Raw genomic sequence first — 21,182 nt, 5'->3', positions numbered from 1 at the left:
TGATCGACTCTATCGTATGAACATATACCTGTATTATACGATGAATTTTTTCAGGCTCATACGACATTAAACTCCGCTTTAGCTCGGTCAGCTTACTAGCATAAGTGCTCATCTGCATAAATAAACAGCTAGATTCTGTGCTCGGATATGAGACAGGAGCTAGCTGTTTATTTGTTCATAGTAGCTTGATGGTGCTTCATTTCAATGTTGGAGACGCTGCGATTAGCGGTTTAATCGTGTCACAAACAACAATGTAAGTAGTGCAAGCGGTCAAAGTAGTCGCTTTAGTCTATGATAAAGTAGCCGTTTTCGTCCATTATGATGAAGAATGGACACTGTTAATTAAAGAAGATCGATAAATCGTTGTATACGGTAAAAGCAAAGTTTACGCATGCTTCAAGCGCTTCAACTTAAGCTTCCACTTCCCTGTCACACCTTTTCCAGCACAATAATACAGGTACTATCCGGCAACGGCACCACCATATCCCACTCATCCGTAATGCGCACCCGCTGTTCCAACGCTTCCGTATACCCCTGCTGCAAAAATGCTTCCAAATGCACAATCCGCACCTGCTCACCAAGCGTATGTTCAATAAATTCACGATAACCGCTCGGCGTCAAATAACCAAATTGCTCCTGCACCTCATGCACATACGCTTCTTCGCCCCATGTGTACGTGTACAAAAACTCCATCGCATCATTGATCGGAAGCTGCACAGTCGTTTCATCCAGCACTTCATAATGAATCGCACGTCCTTGAAAATCGCGTGCATAACGTTTTAATGCTGCCATCCCATCCGGCTCCAAAAAGGTCAGCCGTCGTTGCTGCACAGTCGGCTCGCTCATAATGCCATCGCGGATAATGATTCGTCCGCCGGATGATAGCACATCACAGGCGCTAATTAATGCTGCCGCGACCGTATCGAGATTGAATTTGCGACCATTCAGCGGAATATACGAATAGAGCTCATGCAAAATGGACGAAAACAAAATCGTATCCACACTGCCTTGCTGGATCGTTTCCTTTAGCGCGAGCGCATCGCCTTTCATCACTTCCCAGCGATGTCCTTCCAAGCGACGACGACGTGCCAGCGCTTCGATGACATTTTCAGAAATATCGATCCCGATCGCGCGCCGATCCGGCATTTCCTGTTCCAACAGATCGAGCATGACGCCGCCGCCAGGCCCGATATCAAGTACGGTCTGCCCGGTCACATAGCGCAGCAACAATCGTTTATAATCGACTGCTTGATTCATCGTGGCGAGATAGTTTTCCTCATTATGAAAACGATCATACGCATCCCGGCGTAGATCGAACAGATCGTACAGCATCAGTACCGCTTTTTCGTACAACGGCGACTTTTCCGCTTCGACGCAAAATTCGATCAGTTTCTCAGCAGCCGCAGAAAAATGGAAATTGAAAAATACCGTATCCGCAATATGCGGTTCGCCGACCAACTCATACCGTAAATGCGGGCTGTCCGCAGACGCTGCTCCGCTATGCAATGTTTCCCAGTGCCAGTCGGATACATATTTTTCAATCATGCGCTTTTTGTACAGATTGATTTTTTTGACGCCTTTGTAGTCGTAATATAGACTGTTCATCAAACGTTCAAAGCTAATATGCTTCACTTCAGGCGGTACGAGTCGGGCAATTAACGCAAATATTTTGCAAAATTCCTCCAGCGAGAAATCTTGTAGCGCTGCTTCCACATACCAAAATGTATGCTGTTCCAGACGCTGAAATACATGCTCTATCTGTGCTTGCGGCGGCAGCTCCTGTAGCCGTTCCAGCGTATTTTCCCCGCGCGCTTCACTGCCTGTGCGCAAGCGCAATAAGCGGCTCTGCACATCCAATCCTTGCGGCTGCTCACCATACGCAATATGATGCACAAGCAGTGACAGTTCATCTTGCACCTGCTGCCATAGCTGTGGTGATACCGCTTCGATAATGCAGCGATTGAGCACAAGCAGCGTGCTTTTCAGTTCTTCCGGCGACAATGTGCCTTCAGCAACGATATCCGCCAGCGGCAAATTATCGCCAAACGGCACCTCACCGCGCAAATATTGCCCCAGCAGCCCATGTGTACGAATGAGCAGCGCGATCAGACGTTCACGCTCGCCCAATTGCCCTGTAGCACGCTCATATAGCGCTGCCGAGCCTTCATTGTGCACAAACAGATTGATGCCTTCCTCCTGCCATTGTACACGCTGCCGTGCTGTACCGCCTTTGGCAGTTTCTGCCCAGCACAGCGTTTCCTCCACAATATCGCGCAGCCAGTACGATACACGCAACTGATCGAGCATACGCAATGTACGTTCCACATAGTCTAGCACCGGATTCGCTTCGGTCAGCTCGCGCAGCGTACTGACCCGTTCCAGATTGACGACCCGTTCTTCCGCCGAGACGAGATACGCGAGCCAGTGCTCGGTCACAGCCGTGTCGACTTCACGTTGACGATAATTTGCAATTGCAGCAAGCGTGTCCAGCATGATGATTGCCTCTCTTTCGTTTATCGATTGATCGCAAGTCGATCGCTTACGCTTAACGTGGTGACAAAGTGTACGCCGTTTCCGTCGCGCCGATCAGCGCTCAGGAAACTCTACAAACTCCTTGCCGACCGAATACCGTTTGTCTCGGTTCACGATATCATCCAGCCAGCGACTTAGCTTCACACCGCTTTCCTGTGCGGAATAAAACACTTTGTATGACGATAGTGTATGCGGCGTGCCACGTCTTTTTTTCCGTACGCCCACACCGTAATCGGTAATGAAAAAATAGTAATTGTTCAGTTGCTGCCCTAATTGGCGTGCCGAATTTAACATGCCGAGCGACCAGTCGTTCGTAATTTCCAGATCATCGCTAACTAGCCCTTTTGTGCGTTCATTCAGCACAGCTTCATAGGAAGGCAATACTTTGTCATACACGGTGTTGGATTGCAGCAGTACGGCGTTAGGCGGCAGACGGCGTGCATTGGCACGAAAAGCAGCGCCGATCAGATCAGGTTCAATCTTATAGCCAAAGTTGCGCTCAAAGTCCGCTTGCCACACTTCGTCGATAATAGGCTGCCAACGATGCGAAGATAAATATGCCCCATCTGCATAATGATACACTTGTGCCGTCGGATAATGTTCAGCGATATAAGGCGCCCAAAAAGCAGAGCCAAAGCCGCCTGCACTCGCTCCGGCGATAAACAGCTTGTCCGGCTGCGGCAAATGCTCAAACATCCATTCCAGCCCGCGCAGCGTATTGTCGCGTCCACTATAATGTGCCGTAAAGGTCAGCTTGCCGCGATCTTTGTATTTCACCTTGCTGTTGCCGATATGGAAATCCCCTGTCGCATACGGAACATATACGATATTCCAGTCACGAAACGGATTGTCGCGCCGCTGATTGTCCAGCATGCCACCTAGCAAATCCGGTTTATAAAACGGAATATTGGCAAAATAATAACCAAGCTCCCGATTTTGCAACAACGTACGCAGTCCAAACGGCTTTGTCGCCGTATGGCGATTCCAGCTAATGCCACCACCGGAAAAATAAACGACTAGATTGTTGCTGCGCCCTCTGCGTGTAAGCAAATAATAATCTGAGCCATCGCCGGACATCGCCCGTCCGCTCAGACCGATTCGACTCCATTTATACAGTGGTGATTGGTCAAAACGATCGACCCGTGATGGACGCTTGACGATAAACACAATAACAGCGATGGCGATCAACGCCAGCATAATCCATTCAATGCTGGATACGATCATAGTTGATTCCTCTTTTCTGGGATGCGATTTGCAGATACGATTGGAGCGTGTATGCTGATGACCGCTCCTACTGGCGCTCCAATCCAATCATTGAGCGCCATCCATACGTAGTTAGTAGGCTGTCTCAAGTAAAAACCGTGTTTGAACGTACCTTAACCTATCGATAATCAAGCGGTTGTTAGATCGACATACTGTAAATGTATTTGAGACAAGCTACTAGTAGGCTGACCGCGTTAAATAGGCAGTTTGCTATTGCAGAGCAGCGATATTGTCCTGCTACGATTCCAGTGTATCTTTCAGAAGATGGAGTGAATCAGACACTGAATGTAAGCTGGTCAGCTTACTAGCAGCATCACCTCTATGCAGATGGAATATTATACATTCGATACGGCTTGCTGTTCACGGTGCAGGGCGAATGATCGATACTCTCGTTCGGCGCGGTGTACGGTTCGCTTTGCGACCTTTCAGCAGCCATAGCTCCGGCGTATCGCGCACATCGCGCACTTCCAGCTGAAACGGTGTTTGCGGCAATGCACGGGCAAAGCGCAAAAACAACCGGTTACCGTCTACCGCCGATCCGATCACTTTTAGCTCTTGCGGACGACTCATACCGGACGATAAATAGAGCCATACTTCACCGACCGATTCCGGGTCAATGCGCTTGTTATACGTAATCATCACTTCCGCATCATCGAGCCGCAAACCGGACGATGGCAGCGGTGGCTCCGCATACATATAGCCGCCGATATGATATTCATACGCCATCCACGTACGATAACCAAGCGCATACGCATGATGTTCAAAATCGTCCATCCAGCGCCGCCCTTTGATCATGCTCGCCCGTGAGCCGATATCCGCCTGAATACCAAGCGGCAAATTCGGATGTCGTTCCCGGATCGCCGCTGCCAGCGGTTCATAATCACGAATATAATCGGCGGACAATCCCCGTTTCATCCAATCTGGCCAATGGGTTTGCAGCACATGTAGATCAGGTTTGACCCGATCGATCATCGATAATGCATCCAGCCCTTGCCATTCGCGCAACTTGTGGGCAGCATGCTCATCGCGCACCGCCAGCGACCAGGTGGCAACATAAATGTCCGGTCTAACGTCACGCGCTCCTCTAGCACCGTTAATCAGCTCATCAACTAGCCCATTGACCGCATCGACACGCAGATCGATCCATGCCTCATAAAGTTCCGGCACGCGTGTGTAATAACGCGGTGACGAAGAATCGCGAAATTCCGGCATATGTTCGCCATAGCGCTCCCGAAATGCGGTTGCGGCAAGCGGCCCGATATCACCGTACACACCGCGCTCCAACCCGTTCCATTCGGGAAAATAAGGCTCTGCCACCTCAACGCCATCAAAAGGCACATTCGTCAGCACATAGGACAGCACTTCTTTTTTCCATTCTATATACGCAGCGGAAAAATGCGAAAATCGTTCAAACCCGTCATTGATCGGGCGCAGCATTTCCATCCGCCACTGCTTCCAAAGCGGCGGCGCATGCTCGGCGCTAAATGTACCGTTGCCCAGTACGAGCGCCCATACCGCAATTTCCCGGCGTTGCAGCGCTTCGACGAGCCGCAAATCGACCTTTTGCTCATTCACGACAAAATAATGCACTGTCCGATAGCCTGCTAGCACCAGCTCATCAGCGATACTGTCGGGTGAGCGATCGGCATAATACGGAAACAGCGGATCGATCTGAATGCTTGCTCCGCGCAGCGCCCACGGGCGTCCTGCCTGTCCATTCGGCTTCATCGCGAATATCCTCCACGTTTATAAGATGCACCGGTGCGCAATGCAGGCTTACGCTCCCGCAAAAATAAGCGCGCTGCCTTGCCCGCACACCAGAGTGAAAATACGGCAAACCATGCCCCCCATACAACAGGCGGCAAAAAGAACTGTTGTGCAAGTCCAGCCGCATCACCGGCTGACCGAGGCGATGTGACCGATAGCAGCAAAATCGTCAGCGCCGATACGACCGATTCCTCCAACGTCAAAAACATAATTACGATAAAATAACCGTTACGCAACCATTCCGGTGCCATCAGCATCAAAATGCTGACGAGAATAAATCCGATCAACCAGATTACACCAAATCCTTGATGCACGTACAAAATCAGCATCATAAGTGCGATCGTGGCGGTAACGATAATGCCAACACGTTGCTGCCGTTTGTGATACAGATAAAACATCCACACGACAAACAGCGATGAACCCATATAACCAGCAAGCCCGATCGGTAAACCGCTCCATGCCGAAGTAATCATCGAATACGTCACTCCGCTATGGTCAGCATTGAGTTCAATGCGGCTGACACGACCGGAAGTGAGCAATGTGACTATCGCATGGCTGAATTCGTGGATCATCGTATCTAAATTGCGAAAGAGCGACGAGAACGGAATCAATCTCGTCAGCACTGCCGAACCGATCAGCAGCAAAATCAATTTCAGCCAATTGTTCAAAGCTTCACATCCTTACCCGTTTTGGTTGCGATTGCCACGGGATGAACATAAATCGCGCAACCGCAAGCCTTTTTCCCATTTTACCGTGCGTACAGGACGAACACAATTTAAAGGCGCTGTTTTATGACAATATACGCCTAATCGACTACTATACATCAACTACTTTTTTATTGTGTCTAGTTAAATAATAGATATAATTATTTTTGTTTATAATTTTATAGACAAAGTATATTTTGATCTATAAAATGAATATAGAATCACTTGATTATCTACCTGGGAGCTGATGAACAATGAATCGCCGGAAAGAGCTGCAACAACAATATAAAGAAACACCGATCGAAGCGGGCGTCTATGCCGTTCGCAATGTGGCGGAACATAAAGTGTGGGTCGATAGTTTGCCCAATTTACGGTCGCTTAATGGACGTACATTTTCGCTCGAGCTAGGTTCGTTTGTCCATCGTGAATTGCAAGCTGACTGGTCGCGGCTCGGTCAAGAGCAATTTGTGATCGATGTGCTGGAAATCGTCAAACCGCCCGAAAATGCGTTTGACAGCCACAAAGATTTGCTGGCGGATAAGCAGCAGCAATGGACAGAGCGTCTGCGCGCCGAAGGCTGGGAGCTGTATCATCCGTTGGAGAAAAACACATCGCTGTAACGTCGCAGCACTGTTTGTGGATTGCGCTGTCCGCTTACCGTTTCATATTATGTTTCTCTATCGCACAGTTTCTCTATCGCACAGTTTCTCTATCGCACAGTTTCTCTATCGCACAGTTTCTCTATCGCACAGTTTCTCTATCGCACAGTTTCTCTATCGCACAGTTTCTCTATCGCACAGCCCTGTACCGTATTACTCCGGTACAGGGCTGTTTGCATCCGTATGGTATACTGTTAATCAGATTGCGGCATCGGTTGGAACTGTTTGCTTTTCGCTGTGCTTGTCCACGAACATAAACGATACACAACATAATGACAGAAAGAAGTGGAGCCTTTGTTTCTCAATATTTTATTCGGTGTCGTATTGCCGATTATCGTGCTGATCGTTGCAGGCTCGGTGCTGGAGCGTATTTTCCGGCTTGACTTGTATACGCTGTCCAAAATCAATTTTTACTGCATTACCCCGGCGACCGTATTTATGAGCATGTATCATTCCAATATGAATCCGCAGCTGCTCGGTAATGTAATTCTGTTTTATACGATCTATATAGGTATACTGTATATCGCCGGCTCGCTCACCTCGCGTATGATGGGTTATCGTGATGGCAAAAAAGCCGCTTTTAACAACAGTATTATGCTCGATAATTCCGGCAACTATGGTCTGCCGGTCAATCAGCTTGTGTTTAATGGCGAGCCGCTTGCCGCTTCGATGCAGGCGCTAATTATGTCACTGCAAAGTTTGCTTACGTTTACATATGGCGTCATTTCGATTCAAGGCTCGCGTTTGCAAGGTAATTATCGCAGCGTCATCATCGGCTTTTTGAAAATGCCGGTTCCGTATGCGCTTGTACTCGGCTTGCTGCTGCATATTATGGCGGTACCGCTGCCGACGATGCTGTCGCAGCCGTTGACGTATGCTCAGCAATCGATGGTCGCGATCGCGCTCATTACGCTTGGCGCACAGATCGTTAAATATCCGCTCCGTCTGTATCGCACCGACATTTATCTTAGTATGGCATTGCGTCTGTTCGGCGGCCCATTGATCGGGCTGCTGCTTATTTATATGTTGGGACTAAGCGGTATTCCCGCGCAGGCGCTATGGATCGCCTCAGCGATGCCGACCGGTGTGAACACGTCCATTTTAGCGGAAGAATACCGCAATGAGCCGGATTTTGCCGCACAAACGGTGCTATTATCGACGTTGGTTAACGTATTTACCATTACGGCGGTTATCACTTTATCGCATTATGTAGTATGACAGGACGTTGGCAAAACTTGTTTTCCGGGTAGCAGGCACTTTATACTAATATTGGTTTGCACGGACTGTGCCGGTTTATCGATGTTACTATGTGCATTGCTATCGATACGCTGTTTCCCTGCTCGCCAGCAGTTTGCACTGTCAGTGATGGCGATTTATTTATCTCAAAGGAGTGAGTGTATACATGTTACGTCAACGACGACAATGGATAGTATTGTTGCTTATGTTCAGCGCGCTTATGCTCGTACTGGCTGGCTGCGGCAACACGAGCGGTGGTAATGGAGCCGGACAAAGCAGCAGCACATCTTCCAGCAGCCAGACCGAATCCGGCACTACCGGTTCGGACGGTAGCGCTTCCAGCAGCGAACAAAGCGGCAGTACGAGCACCGACAGCAATACAGCCTCGGCAAGCGACAACTCGGCAAGCTTCCACCAAGCCAACGATCCAATCGTAACGATCGAAATGGCAGATGGTAAAAAGATCGAAATCGAGCTGTTTCCAAAAGCAGCACCGAATACGGTCAACAACTTTATTTCACTCGTCAAAAAAGGCTTTTATGACGGTTTGACATTCCACCGCGTAATCCCTGGCTTTATGATTCAAGGCGGCGATCCAAACGGCAATGGCACAGGCGGTCCCGGCTATACTATTCCAGGTGAATTCAAAGCGAACAATGTGCAAAATGATCTCAAACATACACGTGGCATCATTTCGATGGCACGCGCTAACGATCCAAACAGTGGCGGCTCGCAATTTTTCATTATGGTTGGCGACGCACCACAACTGGATGGGCAATATGCCGCATTTGGCAAAGTGATCAGCGGTATGGATGAAGTCGACAAAATCGTCAATCTGCCACGTGACAATATGGATAAACCAAACACTCCACCGGTTATGAAAAAAGTAACCGTCGATACAAAAGGCGTTAACTATCCTGACCCTGAAAAAAGCAAAACGAGCAGCAACTAAACGATGGTCATAGTATAGACGCACTCTGATCGAAATGCCTATACCGTACTCATCCACGGCAAGCACATAAACAGAGCAGCACGGTTCACCTACCGATGCTGCTCTGTTTATGTTTAGGTGTGATGGATAAGCACAAATATGGGCGAAACTATTTAGATACTTAGTGAATCAACCGATATACATTTTATCCGGTCATTGGATCGGTCTGCGCGTTACCGATCAACTTTTGTTCGACGTGCATAATTACAAGCAACTCATATTCAATCAGGGCAAATTCATCGAAAGATGAAGACGCAAAGCCAAGGGTCTACAGCGGAAAGGCAGGATTTCGCCAGGACAGCCGGTTGCCGAGGAATGCCTGATAGGTATGAATCGAAGGAGTTCGATGCATCATGAGTGACAACCGCAACAATACGAATACCATCTGGATCACTATGCTTGCTGTACTGATCCTGTTGGGAGGTTTCCCGATGAAAGCCGCTCATGCGCAATCGCCTCAGAAAGCTACATGGCTGTGGAATACAAGGCTAATTGCCAGTTCTGCAACCGATATATTGCAATTTGCAGCATCCGAGCAGATCAACCTGATTTACCTGCAAATCAACCGTGATCTGGATGCTGACGTGTATTACCGTTTTATCGCCGCTGCCTCTGCACAGGGCATTGCTGTGCAGGCACTCGACGGCGATCCTTCCTGGGCGCTGGATTCCCGGCGCTCACAGCTGCAAGCCTCGCTTGACTGGATTGCCTCGTACCAACGTAGCGCCGCTGCTGCCGAACGTTTTAGCGGTATCCATATCGATATCGAGCCTTATCTGCTGCGGGAGTGGAGAACGAATCAGAAGAAGGTCATTCGCGGCTGGCAACAAAGCGTGCTCAATGTCGTACAAACGGCACGCCAGCTTGGCATTCCCGCTTCTGCCGACATTCCATTCTGGCTGCATACATTGCCAACAACGGACAAGCAGACGACACTCAGCAGCTGGATGATGCAGCAATACGATGGGATTACGATTATGGCTTATCGCGACCGTGCCGACGCGATTGTGGACGTTGCTTCGACAGAGCTGTCCGAAGCGGTCACCGCTGGTATTCCGGTATATGTGGCTGTAGAAACAAACCCTTCTGCGGAAGGAAACGGCATTACGTTTTATGAAGAAGGGGCTGCGTATATGAATACACAGCTTCAGCTCGTAACCGGGATGGCTGCCGCCTATTCTTCTTTCGCAGGGCTGGCGATTCATGATTATGCCGGATGGTCGGCATTACATGATCGTTAAGTCACCGCTTTACAGCGATAGGTAAGCACGATCCTTATCGCTGTTGATAAGCCGTCGATCCGTATTATTATCGTTTAGGTTGGAAATGGCTGTCGTTTGCGATGAGCAACAAGCAGTCATTTCCATCTATGCGCCTACACACTTTTCGAGCGGATTGCCCCATGTTTGTTCATTGCTGCCTGACTATTTGCCTATATATGTGAATTTCAATCGCTACAATTTAAATAATTGCCACTTTTATAGGGATGAATGTAACAAAAATGTTATGCAATAGTATCGTTTGACGACTGATTGGCAGACCGAATTGCTGGTATGATGTAATACGGGAATAAACGAAATTTATTATGTAAGGAGCGTATCATTTCATGCTACATATCAAACGGTGGCTAATTGTCACAATCATCATGGCACTTTTCATTCCGCAAGCGATGACCGCCGATGCCAAAGCATCCGGTAACAAGTCTGTACAGTCGTCCACTGCAAGTAAAACGGTCTATCTTACGTTTGATGATGGCCCGACGGCACACACGATGGAATTGCTCGATATTTTGAACAAATATCATGCACACGCCACCTTCTTCATGCTCGGTCCACACATGGAACGTTTCCCTGCCGCAACTAAGCAAATCGTAGCGGACGGTAACGGACTCGGATTGCACGGTGTCACCCATGTCGCCAGCAAATTTTACCATTCGCCATACAGCGCGTATAACGAAATGGTTGGCGCGAACAACAGCCTGTACAAAGTAACCGGCAAACGTACAAGCCTCGTACGCCCTCCATATGGCAGCAAACCTTATTTGACCCAAAGTTTCCGTGATGTACTGCTGCCAGTAGGCGGTTTTCATCTGTGGGACTGGAATGTAGACTCGCTTGACTGGAAATACAAAAAAGATCACCAAAAAGTGTACAACAACATTATGCGCCAGATTCATTCGGTTGAACATCGCGGACAAACGCCGGTTGTGCTTATGCATGACCAACCTGCTACACTTAAAGTGTTACCGCTCGTGCTCAAACAGCTCAAAGCGGAAGGCTATACGTTTAAAGTGCTGAACAAAGACCTGAAGCCGCTCAACTTCTGGCATGACGAGCGTTAATCGCAATCGATTCAAACAAAGCCAGAGCCTGAAGCATCGCATCAGGTTCTGGCTTTTTGGCATGCTGAATCGCGAATTCCGGGCAGCATAGCTTTCAGTTTAATGACGAAAATAACTTTTTTACCGAATGTAACTCACCTATTAACTCACCTATGATCACATCAGTTGTGATCAGCCTCCACATTCGCAGTCCAGCGTGTTCGCTGGTATGATAATTGTATAGACAGGTAACGCATCATCAACAACCAAAACCTGTCGCTTCAATCGCACCATCTCAGCATGAAAGGAAGCGAATCCTATGATTCACAAGCAGCCGCATATTCAAAGTCAGACTACGATCGTTACCCGTCAGGAACGTGAACGACGGCACGGACAGCGCGGGCGCTTAGTTTGGCTAACCGGTCTGTCCGGCGCTGGCAAAAGCACACTGGCATTTGCGCTGGAACGGGCATTATTTGAACAAGGCAAGCTCTGTTATGTACTGGATGGCGATCAAATTCGCCAAGGATTGAATGCTGATCTCGGTTTCTCGGCAGCCGATCGCCATGAAAATTTGCGCCGCATCGGTGAAGTCGCACGTTTGCTAGTTGATGCTGGACAGATCGTTATCGCTGCCTTTGTATCTCCATATCGCAGCGATCGGGCGATGGTGCGCCAAATGTTTGCTGACACCGATTTTGACGAAATTTATATCGATTGCCCGCTACATGTATGTGAGCAACGCGATCCAAAAGGGTTGTATGCTAAGGCACGCGCCGGGCTGCTGCCAGGTTTGACCGGCATCGATGACCCGTATGAAGCACCGGACATGCCAGAGCTGGTCATTCGGACGGAGCTGTTGTCGGTAGCGGAAGCTGTATTGCTTATCACGGAGACGCTAGAGCTTAGTGTGGAAGCATTGCCTACAGACAGCTTGACATCCTCTTGAATCGATTATCGATATGGATAATGATATGGATCATACACGAGTACAGTGATACAAATTCACCCGCTCTGACAGGCGTAGCCAGCCGCAGCCAAACTATGGCGCAAATGACTCGTCGCTATGTCAGTCCACCTTCTTATCGTTTACTGGAGTCCTTTGACTGGAAGCAAATTGAGTTTTAAAGCGGATTCAAGTTTGGAATTGTAACATCATAATCTATATACAAAGGCGATACGCAAATTGAGGTGATGAAGTATCCATCCAAGTTTGCGTATCGCCCTACAAGCATGCACATTTCAACAATTCCTCGCTTACCAATACAGCTTACGATACTCGGTCGGCGTCATATTTTCCCGTGCCATAAATTGCCGATTAAAATAGCTCACACTCGCATAACCCGCATCTTCAGCGATCTGACCGATATTGCGATCCGGGCGTTCGAGCAGCCACTGCTTCGCCATTTGCAGACGTGAGCGTGTAATAAATTCAAGCGGCGTCATTTCCATTAACGTTTTGAACAGCTTACAAAAATAATATTCGCTCACCCCGGCACGTTCTGCCCATTCCCGTAACAAAAATGGCTCACATGCCTCCTGCTGCATTTGTGGCAGCAAGTTCAAAATACGGCTTTCCGCTTTGCCAGCACGCGTATTTTTGAGCGGTACCGCTTGATGTACAAATTCTGCTAATACCGCATACGTTAGCGTCGACAAACGCGCCTGATGCAGCATCCGATTATGCTCCGCTTCTGCCAGCAATTCTAAATGCGCCTGCTCCCAGCCGCTTCGCTGCCGTAGCGTCCATAATGTATGACGATGAAAGCCGCGCTCAATCATATAATCATGCAATCGTTCCCCGTAAAAATGCACCCAGCGCACATCCCACGGATCGTCCTCACTGCTGTAATAACGCTGACGCTGCAACGGAAAATAAAGCATCGCCTGCCCGCTGCGCAGCTCATGTACCGTACCATCGATCTCGACATAGCCTTTGCCTGCCGCTACATAATGAATATTAAAATTGCCCAGTGCGCCCTCCTCGCGTAATACGCTATGCTCTGGCTGCTGACTGTAATGTCCTACCGATTCTGTCAAGCAAAAATACGGCTGATCCTGCAATGTAAGCAGTACGCTCTGTCTGTGCATATGAAATCTCCTTAATGACAATATTGTACTAATTCTATTCAATATTTTATCATTTTCAAGCGCTTGTGCATTCATTATAATCACAACATAGAACAATATAGCGCCAAGAACAGGAGGCATTTTTCGATGACACAACTACGCAAATTACGCTGGGGCATTCTCGGCAGCGCCAGCATCGCCGTTCGCTCGGTCATTCCGGGTATCCAGCAATCTAGCCTGAACGAAGTGACCGCACTGGCAAGCCGTACACTGGACAAAGCGGAAGCGACCGCCACCGAGCTCGGCATTCCGAAAACATATGGCAGCTATGAACAATTGCTAGCTGACGACAGCATCGATGCGGTCTACATTCCGCTTCCTAACCATCTGCATTACGAATGGACATTGCGCGCTGCTGAAGCAGGCAAACATATTTTATGCGAAAAGCCGCTAGCATTGAATGCCGAGCAAGCAGCTGAAATGGCAGCCGCAGCCGCCAAAGCGGGCGTACATCTAGCCGAAGCGTTTATGTATCGCCATCATCCACGCTACACCCAAATTCGCGCTTTAATCGCCAGCGGTGAGATCGGTGAAGTTCGTGGTATGCATAGCACATTTACATTTAACAGCAGCAGCTCAGACGGCAATGTACGTTTCCGCAAACAATGGGGCGGCGGCTCGCTGTACGATATCGGCTGTTATTCGATCAGTGCAGCACGGATGCTACTTGGCAAAGAACCGTCCGCCGCAACTGTAATCGCGATGTTTTCGCCGCAGCATGACAATGTGGATATGATGGCAAGCGGTCTGCTCGAATTTGACGATGGCATCGGTGTTACGTTTGACAGCGGCATGTGGGCAGCATTCCGCAATACGCTCGAAGTGCTCGGTACCGAAGGATCGATTGAAGTGCCATCCGCTTATGTTAGCCCGGAAGATGAGCGTGCTAACTTTTTCGTCACCGTAGGTGAGCAGCGCCGCGAAGTACAGGTGACTTCGCTAAATCAATATGCAGCACAGGCGGATGATTTCGCGCGGACGGTATTGCATGGCGAGCAGCCGCTATATGATGCCGAAGATGCGGTACGCAATATGCGTGTACTGGACGCATGCTTGAAATCGGCGGAAGCGCGCCAGCGGATTACGCTCTAACAAGCTCGGATCGTCATACCGAGGATGTTATCGCACTCGTTCAAGTATGGATTCAAGCAAGGATTCAATTATTCGCTCAGCCGTTATCTGTATGTTCCAGCGTAAATTTTCAACACGATATTTAAAGGCGGCTTGTTTTCGCTAACCGACTTTCCCACCGCCTATTTCGAAAGGATGCTGATGATGATGAAACATATCGAAATTCCAGGTGCAGGCAAACCGGTCTCCACGTTGATCAAAGGTACGGATTATTTCACCCATGATGCATATGAAAAAGCGGTGACGAATCTGAACGCATTTTTGGAAATTGGCGGCAATACGATCGATACAGCGCATATTTATTGCGGTGGACAGAGTGAAGAAGTGATCGGTCGTTATATGCAGGAGCATGGCAATCGCGATGCGCTCGTCATTTTGACAAAAGGTGCACACCATGATCATAACGGCGCACGCGTCAATCCAGAGGCGATCCGTAGCGATCTGCTCACTAGTCTGGAACGTTTGCAAACGAACTTTGTGGAGTTGTATGCGCTACATCGGGACGATGAATCCGTATCGGTCGCTGTTATTCTGGAAGCGCTTAACGAGCATATCGAAGCAGGTCGGATCGGCGCAATTGGCGCTTCCAACTGGACATGGCAACGCCTGCAAGCAGCAAACGATTATGCCGCTGCCAATGGGCTAACCGGCTTTACATTTAGCAGCCCGAACCTTAGCCTAGCCAAAGCGAATGAACCGTTCTGGACAGGCTGTGTATCGGCAGACAAGCAGACGCTGGAATGGCATGAGCAGACACAATTGCCATTGCTGTCATGGTCGTCGCAAGCACGCGGCTTTTTCACCGGACGGTTTACGCCGGAAGTGCGCGATAATGAAGACCTTGTACGCGTATTTTACAGCGATGATAACTGGGAACGACTGCGCCGCGCAGAACAGCTCGCCGCCACCAAAAATACGACCACGATCCAGATCGCACTCGCTTATGTGCTCAACCAGCCATTCCCAACCTGCGCATTGATCGGCGCACAAAATCGTGCAGAACTACTATCGTGTGAACAAGGAGCACAGATTACACTTACACGCGATGAGTTGAATTGGCTTGATCTGAGCGAGGCGAGCCAGCTAAGCTAACGTAACGCCACTAGTAGCTAGTACTTTGACCGTGCTACATGCGGAGTCTACTGTCGTATAGCCTAGAGAAGTTCAGCGTATGATGCAGGTATACGTGCGTATACGTATCTCATTTGAAGCTTTTTGAAACTTATAATAAACAAATCAAGACGATCTAAACTCACTGGCAAAAGAAGACAACTGACTCGCCTGACTACTCGTCATATCGTCCAGTAAGCAATCGATCCAGCATTATACAAATAGCCAGTACCGCTGCACGCTCACCATAGCGTGTACAACGGACTGGCTATTTGCTGTTAGTTGCTTGTTTGTACGAAAGGTTCATTTATGGTTGCTGGATCATGCGCCACAACAGATCATATACGAGCGGGAATTGCACATAACCGTCCACATCGAGAAAATGTCCGCCCTGTTGCACACGATACAATTGAGCCTGCAAACGCTCCGCCAAATTTACACTATACTCGAATGGAACGATGTTATCATCTTCAGCAGCGATAACGGCACGTTGCCTAATTCGCTCCGTCAATTGCTCGTAATGAAGCGGCTCCTGCACAAATCGATCCAGCGCTGGTAAATTCGGTATCGATTGATCAAACCCGGACACTAGTACCGCCCCACCAACATCACCAGCATAACCGATACGTTGTAAATAATTCAAAATCGTCACACAACCCAAACTATGCCCGACCAAAAAAGTATCGTGATTCGGCTCGGTCACATGCTGCTGTACATAGGTTAACCATTGCTCCATATCCGGTGCTGACGAATTAGGCAACGCCAGTATGTCAGCGGTAATATGGTGCTGTGCCAACTGTTCCTTAAGCCAAGCAAACCAGTGATGTTGCGGTGTCGCCATATAGCCATGTACAATATACACTTTGCTTGTCCCCATAACGATACCTCCTACGCGTATACGAGCTATATATGAAATGATTTGCACGAATAGTATAGCGTGTCACATTATAAACAGCCAGACACAATAAGTGCCTGGCTGTAATATATTGACCGAGATTAATTTGAATTTTAAAACCGATTCAAGCTTTTATTTAAAAAGAGTTAAGCACACAATACAGGTTGAAATTTAACTTGGTCGAATTAGGTGGTGTCTTCAAACTGTCCTACGTATTATTTATCGTTCACAAAGGTTAGAAATAAGACCCTGTACAGCTTAGTCTGACGCAATTTACCCGGATCGAACGATCTGTAAAGTCGTTTGAAGACACGCACTAGTAGGTTGGTATACTTGAGTTCGATAAACCTGAAAACTCGTATGCATGCATAAAATGATGCCGAGTTGACCGAACCTAATTGCAACGACGACGCAGCTTACTTTACTTTACTTTACTTTACTTCCAACTCCAACTGTCGCACCTATAACTTGAAGCAACTTGAATGGCTCCCGCTCGCTATTGCGCCGCATTTTGATAACCAAGCAACTGGTGGAATGTCCCTTTTGTCTCGCGCGACAATTGACCAAATTCACCGGTTTGCACAATCCGTCCGCCATCGACCACGACGACCTGATCGGCATTGCGAATGGTGGATAATCGATGAGCGATGACGATCAACGTAATCCGACCTTTAAGCTTATCCAGTGCTGCCTGCACTTTCGCTTCATTTTCGGTATCGAGCGAGCTGGTCGCTTCATCGAGAATGAGCACCTGCGGTTTGCGCAAAATGGCGCGTGCCAGCACGATACGTTGACGTTCACCACCGGATAACCGTACCCCGCGATCACCGATAATCGTATCCAACCCGTCCGGCAAACGGCGCACAAATTCAGCACAAGCGGCAAATTCCAGCGCCTCCCATAGATCATCCTCGCTTGCCTCCGGTGTAACGAGCAACAAATTGTCGCGAATGCTGGAATGGAACAAAAATGGCTCCTGTGCTACATAACCGATCGCATTGCGCCATGACAGCAAGCGCTCACCGGTCAGACGAGTGCCGTCCACTTCCACCGTACCTTGTTGTGGCTCCATTAAGCCCATCAGCAGATCGATCAGCGTACTTTTGCCGGCACCGGAGCGCCCGGCGATCGCGGTCATTTGTCCTGCCGGAATAAACAGATTGATCTGTTGTAGTGCTGCTTCATGCTGTTCATTATAGTGAAATGTCACATCAGTGCAGCGAATGCCTTCCCGCAATGTTTGTTGCGGCGCTTCGCCATGCGCCACCGGACGATAGCTTTCCTCGGACTGCTCACATTCCTGTTGCAGCTTGGACAGCGCATGAAAGGCGGGAATAAGTGCGCTAATGTATTCCAAATACGACTGAATTCCACTAAAACGTGGCCACAACCGGGCAAAAATTAAAATAATTAGCACCGAACGCTCCGGCTGAAGCTGAAACACCTGTGCCGACAGTACGATAAAGCCGATTATAAACACAACTGAGATTAATTTATAAATAAGTTGTGTCGTCGAATTAAGCCGTACTTGTTGAATTAGATTGTATTCCAGCCGATTCGCCATCTGGCGAAACCAGTCGAAATGCGATGCTTCTAACATATTGCTTTTAATATCTTTGATCCCGTTCAAATTTTCTTGAATGCCGGAAAAATAATCTTGTGATAGCCCGGTCATCCGATCGCCGTACGCTTTTGATTTGCGCACAAAGCGGCGCGAATATAACGCTAACAAGCCGCCGCCGATCAGGACGAGCAGCGTCATTTTGACCGAGATGACCATCGCAAAGCCGATTTGCAGCACCGTAAACAACATCGAGGTGGCAAGCATCAGCACCAGATTCGTACCTTGACTAACACGTGCCAGCTCGGTCGTGAGCATATGACTTAGATCGGATTTACGTTTACGTAAGAAAAATGTCCAGTTAGAGCGCATAATCGCCCGATATACACGCAGTCGCAACGATTTAATAAACCCTTGCTGAATTTCCGCCCCCATCACCGCTTGTTGACGCTGCATAAATCCTTGCACAATCGTCAATATACTGTACAGCCCGAGCACGATCGCCAGCGCGGCGACAAGCGGTAACGATTGCAGCGGCGCAAACAGCTCGGCAAACGGCAATGAGCCTGTACCGCCACCAAACACACCGATCAGACTGAGCAGCGGAATGAGCATATACAATGTGACCATATCGAGCACGCTAATGAGCAGCATGAGCAGCACATAGCCGTACAGTCGTTTGCCTGCATAATGACGCAGTTCATTCACATAATTGCGCACGATATTCATTGCTCCACCTCCCGCTGTAAAGCGGTGCGTCGCTGTTGACGGCGATATAACAGCAGAAACGGATGCAGCGGATAATAGAGCCAATATAACCGTTTCGGTAACGCTAACGTCTGCATATCCCAATCATCGGGAGCGAGCTTGCGCACCCAAAACAACGCTTTTTGTCCCGTTGTTTTAAGCGCATATTGATACGAGCGATAATGCTGTGCCAATGTCTCTGTTTCCGGTTCGGGACATAGATTGACCCGATGCTGAATAAATGGTAGCACCTGTACTGCTAGCTGTTGTGCGCGTGTCTGTTCTGTCCAGTGGCGCAGTTTCTCCACAAGCGGCGTGTGGAGCAGTTCGGCAGCCAGCACGAGCGCCTGACCGACGATATGCTGGCACTGATATTGCCGTGCGAGCTGTTGCAGCAGCGCTTCGTCCAGCTTCAAATTCAGCAGACGATCGATATCGACAAGCCAGCGCAAACGAAACCAGGCATGACGCGCACCATGTACAGCCAAATAGATTAACAAATCCTCGTTGCCCAGCCTATGTACATCTGTACCGCCAAACGTCAGCGTCTGCCGCCGACTCCACAATTCCGCAAAACTTTGCTCTTTACCGACATCACCGTTCAGCCGCCAGTGCAGTTCAATTTCAATACCGGTACGCTCATCGGTATACGATTCATGATTGTACCGCCAGCGCCAATTGTCTGTCGTGCGCGGCACCGCTTGTGTTTTAACATAACCAAGCTCTAACAGCAGCTGTTCAGCTTGCCCCGCCTGTTCCATCGGCACGAGCACATCCAAGTCTTTGGACGTACGGCGCGACAGATCGCCATATAACAGCTGCGCTAGCACTGGACCTTTTAATTGCAGTGCACAAATGCCCTGCTTGTCCAACAGTCCGCTTAGCCGCTGCATATGTCCGCTCAGTTGCAACATCGTGAGAGCGTTGCGATTGTACGTTTGCGTTAACCACTGCTTCACTTGCTCCGGCAATTGCGGATGTTGTGCGCACCGCGCTTGGATTGTCGGATAGACGCGATGATGATGAGCAAGCGCAACAAACTCTTTCCAATCCGGCGCTGCTGTCGCGTAGGAAGCCGCTGACGCTGTTGACGATACCGCTAACGCTGACTCCGACCGGATCAGTTCCAACAGCAGCGCCAACTCAGCGGGATGGTCATGCCGTCCAATGCTGTTTTGCATGTTCATGGCGTACTCCTTTATCGCAAATTTGATCCATGCACACATACAAGCCAATGTACGCTGTATGCCTGGATCGGTTTTGTTGTCAGTTTGTGATCAATGCAAGCTTAATGATGGATACAATAGCGCCGCAATAGTACGTTTCCCTTCCACTCTAAAACTTTCCATTTTCTAAAATAATTTGGCAAACTGCCCGACGACGGTGTACTGTTCTAACTCGTTCGCCCCTGTTAAATAAAAACGCCCACTACGCAGCCACGCATGGGCAGCGGTGCGTCCACGTTCATCACGGCGCATACCGAGATAGAGCGTGCTGGGCAGACGACGGCGGTTCAACATCCGACGCGCGGCAAACGCCATGACAAGACACTCCGTTTCCCACCATACATGCGGACTGACCAAATGCAGTGCGCGCGCGATTTGTACCGCTTGGCGATGCTGTTCACGCTCGCTTTGGTATGTTGTTTCCTGCATCGATTCGCCTAGTGAAGGCGATACACGCGCAAACGGCAGCCGTTTCAGTATCCGTCCCCATGCGAGCGCAATAAACGCCTCTACCAGCAGACGCCGCATATCGGCAGGATAGCTGCGCAGCTTATTCAATTTATCGAGACGCAGTGTCTTGATCATCGATCTCGACCAGCCCTTCGCTCAGCATCTGACCGATAAATGTGCTCACCTGTTGTTTGCACAGCTCTGGCGCTACATCATACTCTTGCAGCAGACGTGCGACGATTTCATCCACAGTCGCTGGCTGGGCGCTCAAATCCCAAATACGCCCGCCGATCATACCGAGGTTATAGTATTTGCCGGATTGTACGTCCAGCATCACCTTTTCGCCATTCATATCGCTGGCGATATAATTTTGATTTTGCACGATTCGTTGCGTGTCCAGCCTTGCGATGTTTGTCATTATATATTCCCCTCTCCTACGGTAAAATGAGTGCCAGTTAAC

Annotated in this window: 18 protein-coding genes and 1 riboswitch; of the genes, 8 read left to right on the top strand and 10 right to left on the bottom strand. The window is 49.0% G+C overall.

Features of this window, described 5'->3' with window-relative positions; genetic code table 11:
• Nucleotides 1-429: 429 nt before the first annotated feature.
• From U1I11_RS17985 to U1I11_RS17970, 4 genes are all read right to left on the bottom strand, one after another.
• The gene (locus U1I11_RS17985) at nt 430-2,493 is read right to left on the bottom strand and encodes a class I SAM-dependent methyltransferase (RefSeq protein ID WP_322907510.1); all 2,064 of its coding nucleotides are present in this window, start codon (nt 2,491-2,493) and stop codon (nt 430-432) included.
• A gap of 93 nt (nt 2,494-2,586) precedes the next feature.
• The gene (locus U1I11_RS17980) at nt 2,587-3,756 is read right to left on the bottom strand and encodes a pectin acetylesterase-family hydrolase (RefSeq protein ID WP_322907509.1); all 1,170 of its coding nucleotides are present in this window, start codon (nt 3,754-3,756) and stop codon (nt 2,587-2,589) included.
• Nucleotides 3,757-4,155: 399 nt separating this feature from the next.
• The gene (locus tag U1I11_RS17975) at nt 4,156-5,523 is read right to left on the bottom strand and encodes an N-acyl-D-glucosamine 2-epimerase (protein ID WP_322907508.1); all 1,368 of its coding nucleotides are present in this window, start codon (nt 5,521-5,523) and stop codon (nt 4,156-4,158) included.
• The gene (locus U1I11_RS17970) at nt 5,520-6,230 is read right to left on the bottom strand and encodes a M50 family metallopeptidase (RefSeq protein WP_322907507.1); all 711 of its coding nucleotides are present in this window, start codon (nt 6,228-6,230) and stop codon (nt 5,520-5,522) included. The genes U1I11_RS17975 and U1I11_RS17970 overlap by 4 nt, the downstream gene beginning before the upstream one ends.
• A gap of 290 nt (nt 6,231-6,520) precedes the next feature.
• Here U1I11_RS17970 and U1I11_RS17965 point away from each other — a divergent pair, with 290 nt between their 5' ends.
• The 6 genes from U1I11_RS17965 to cysC all read left to right on the top strand — a co-directional run bounded on the left by U1I11_RS17965 (nt 6,521) and on the right by cysC (nt 12,421).
• Nucleotides 6,521-6,886: a GIY-YIG nuclease family protein gene (locus tag U1I11_RS17965; RefSeq protein ID WP_322907506.1), complete on the top strand. Its 366-nt coding sequence runs from the start codon at nt 6,521-6,523 to the stop codon at nt 6,884-6,886.
• 333 nt (nt 6,887-7,219) lie between these two features.
• A complete protein-coding gene (locus U1I11_RS17960) occupies nt 7,220-8,143 on the top strand; it encodes an AEC family transporter (RefSeq protein ID WP_322907505.1) in 924 nt (307 codons plus the stop codon).
• Between the two features lie 184 nt (nt 8,144-8,327).
• Entirely contained in the window at nt 8,328-9,113 is a 786-nt protein-coding gene (locus U1I11_RS17955) for a peptidylprolyl isomerase (RefSeq protein ID WP_322907504.1), read from the top strand.
• 258 nt (nt 9,114-9,371) lie between these two features.
• Nucleotides 9,372-9,465, top strand: a riboswitch (cyclic di-GMP riboswitch).
• 40 nt (nt 9,466-9,505) lie between these two features.
• Nucleotides 9,506-10,393: a hypothetical protein gene (locus tag U1I11_RS17950; protein WP_322907503.1), complete on the top strand. Its 888-nt coding sequence runs from the start codon at nt 9,506-9,508 to the stop codon at nt 10,391-10,393.
• A 365-nt stretch (nt 10,394-10,758) separates the two neighbouring features.
• Complete coding sequence (locus U1I11_RS17945) at nt 10,759-11,493, top strand: polysaccharide deacetylase family protein (RefSeq protein ID WP_322907502.1); 735 nt, start codon at nt 10,759-10,761, stop codon at nt 11,491-11,493.
• Between the two features lie 298 nt (nt 11,494-11,791).
• Nucleotides 11,792-12,421, top strand: coding sequence for an adenylyl-sulfate kinase (gene cysC / locus U1I11_RS17940; protein ID WP_322907501.1), 630 nt, complete (start codon nt 11,792-11,794; stop codon nt 12,419-12,421).
• A gap of 308 nt (nt 12,422-12,729) precedes the next feature.
• Here cysC and U1I11_RS17935 read toward each other — a convergent pair whose 3' ends face one another.
• Nucleotides 12,730-13,563: an AraC family transcriptional regulator gene (locus U1I11_RS17935; RefSeq protein WP_322907500.1), complete on the bottom strand. Its 834-nt coding sequence runs from the start codon at nt 13,561-13,563 to the stop codon at nt 12,730-12,732.
• Nucleotides 13,564-13,689: 126 nt separating this feature from the next.
• Between U1I11_RS17935 and U1I11_RS17930 the strand changes: the two genes are divergently transcribed.
• Entirely contained in the window at nt 13,690-14,694 is a 1,005-nt protein-coding gene (locus U1I11_RS17930) for a Gfo/Idh/MocA family protein (protein ID WP_322907499.1), read from the top strand.
• Between the two features lie 186 nt (nt 14,695-14,880).
• Nucleotides 14,881-15,825, top strand: coding sequence for an aldo/keto reductase (locus U1I11_RS17925; protein WP_322907539.1), 945 nt, complete (start codon nt 14,881-14,883; stop codon nt 15,823-15,825).
• Nucleotides 15,826-16,150: 325 nt separating this feature from the next.
• Here U1I11_RS17925 and U1I11_RS17920 read toward each other — a convergent pair whose 3' ends face one another.
• The 5 genes from U1I11_RS17920 to U1I11_RS17900 form a co-directional block, all read right to left on the bottom strand.
• Complete coding sequence (locus tag U1I11_RS17920) at nt 16,151-16,720, bottom strand: RBBP9/YdeN family alpha/beta hydrolase (protein WP_322907498.1); 570 nt, start codon at nt 16,718-16,720, stop codon at nt 16,151-16,153.
• Between the two features lie 514 nt (nt 16,721-17,234).
• Nucleotides 17,235-19,028 (bottom strand): ABC transporter ATP-binding protein, encoded by a 1,794-nt coding sequence (locus U1I11_RS17915; RefSeq protein WP_322907497.1) that lies wholly within the window; start codon nt 19,026-19,028, stop codon nt 17,235-17,237.
• Nucleotides 19,025-20,233 carry a nucleotidyltransferase domain-containing protein gene (locus U1I11_RS17910; RefSeq protein ID WP_322907496.1) on the bottom strand — a complete coding sequence of 403 codons (1,209 nt, stop codon included), beginning with the start codon at nt 20,231-20,233 and terminating at the stop codon, nt 19,025-19,027. Before U1I11_RS17910 ends, U1I11_RS17915 begins: the two co-directional genes overlap by 4 nt.
• Nucleotides 20,234-20,398: 165 nt before the next feature.
• Nucleotides 20,399-20,857 carry a lasso peptide biosynthesis B2 protein gene (locus U1I11_RS17905; RefSeq protein ID WP_322907495.1) on the bottom strand — a complete coding sequence of 153 codons (459 nt, stop codon included), beginning with the start codon at nt 20,855-20,857 and terminating at the stop codon, nt 20,399-20,401.
• Nucleotides 20,832-21,140 (bottom strand): lasso peptide biosynthesis PqqD family chaperone, encoded by a 309-nt coding sequence (locus tag U1I11_RS17900; protein WP_322907494.1) that lies wholly within the window; start codon nt 21,138-21,140, stop codon nt 20,832-20,834. The genes U1I11_RS17905 and U1I11_RS17900 overlap by 26 nt, the downstream gene beginning before the upstream one ends.
• Nucleotides 21,141-21,182: the final 42 nt, after the last annotated feature.

It is taken from the genome of Paenibacillus campi (genome assembly GCF_034659835.1).
In the GTDB taxonomy this organism is placed as follows: domain Bacteria; phylum Bacillota; class Bacilli; order Paenibacillales; family Paenibacillaceae; genus Saccharibacillus; species Saccharibacillus campi.
The sequence above is the reverse complement of the archived record's forward strand: the minus strand, read 5'-3'. Positions and strand labels throughout refer to the sequence as shown.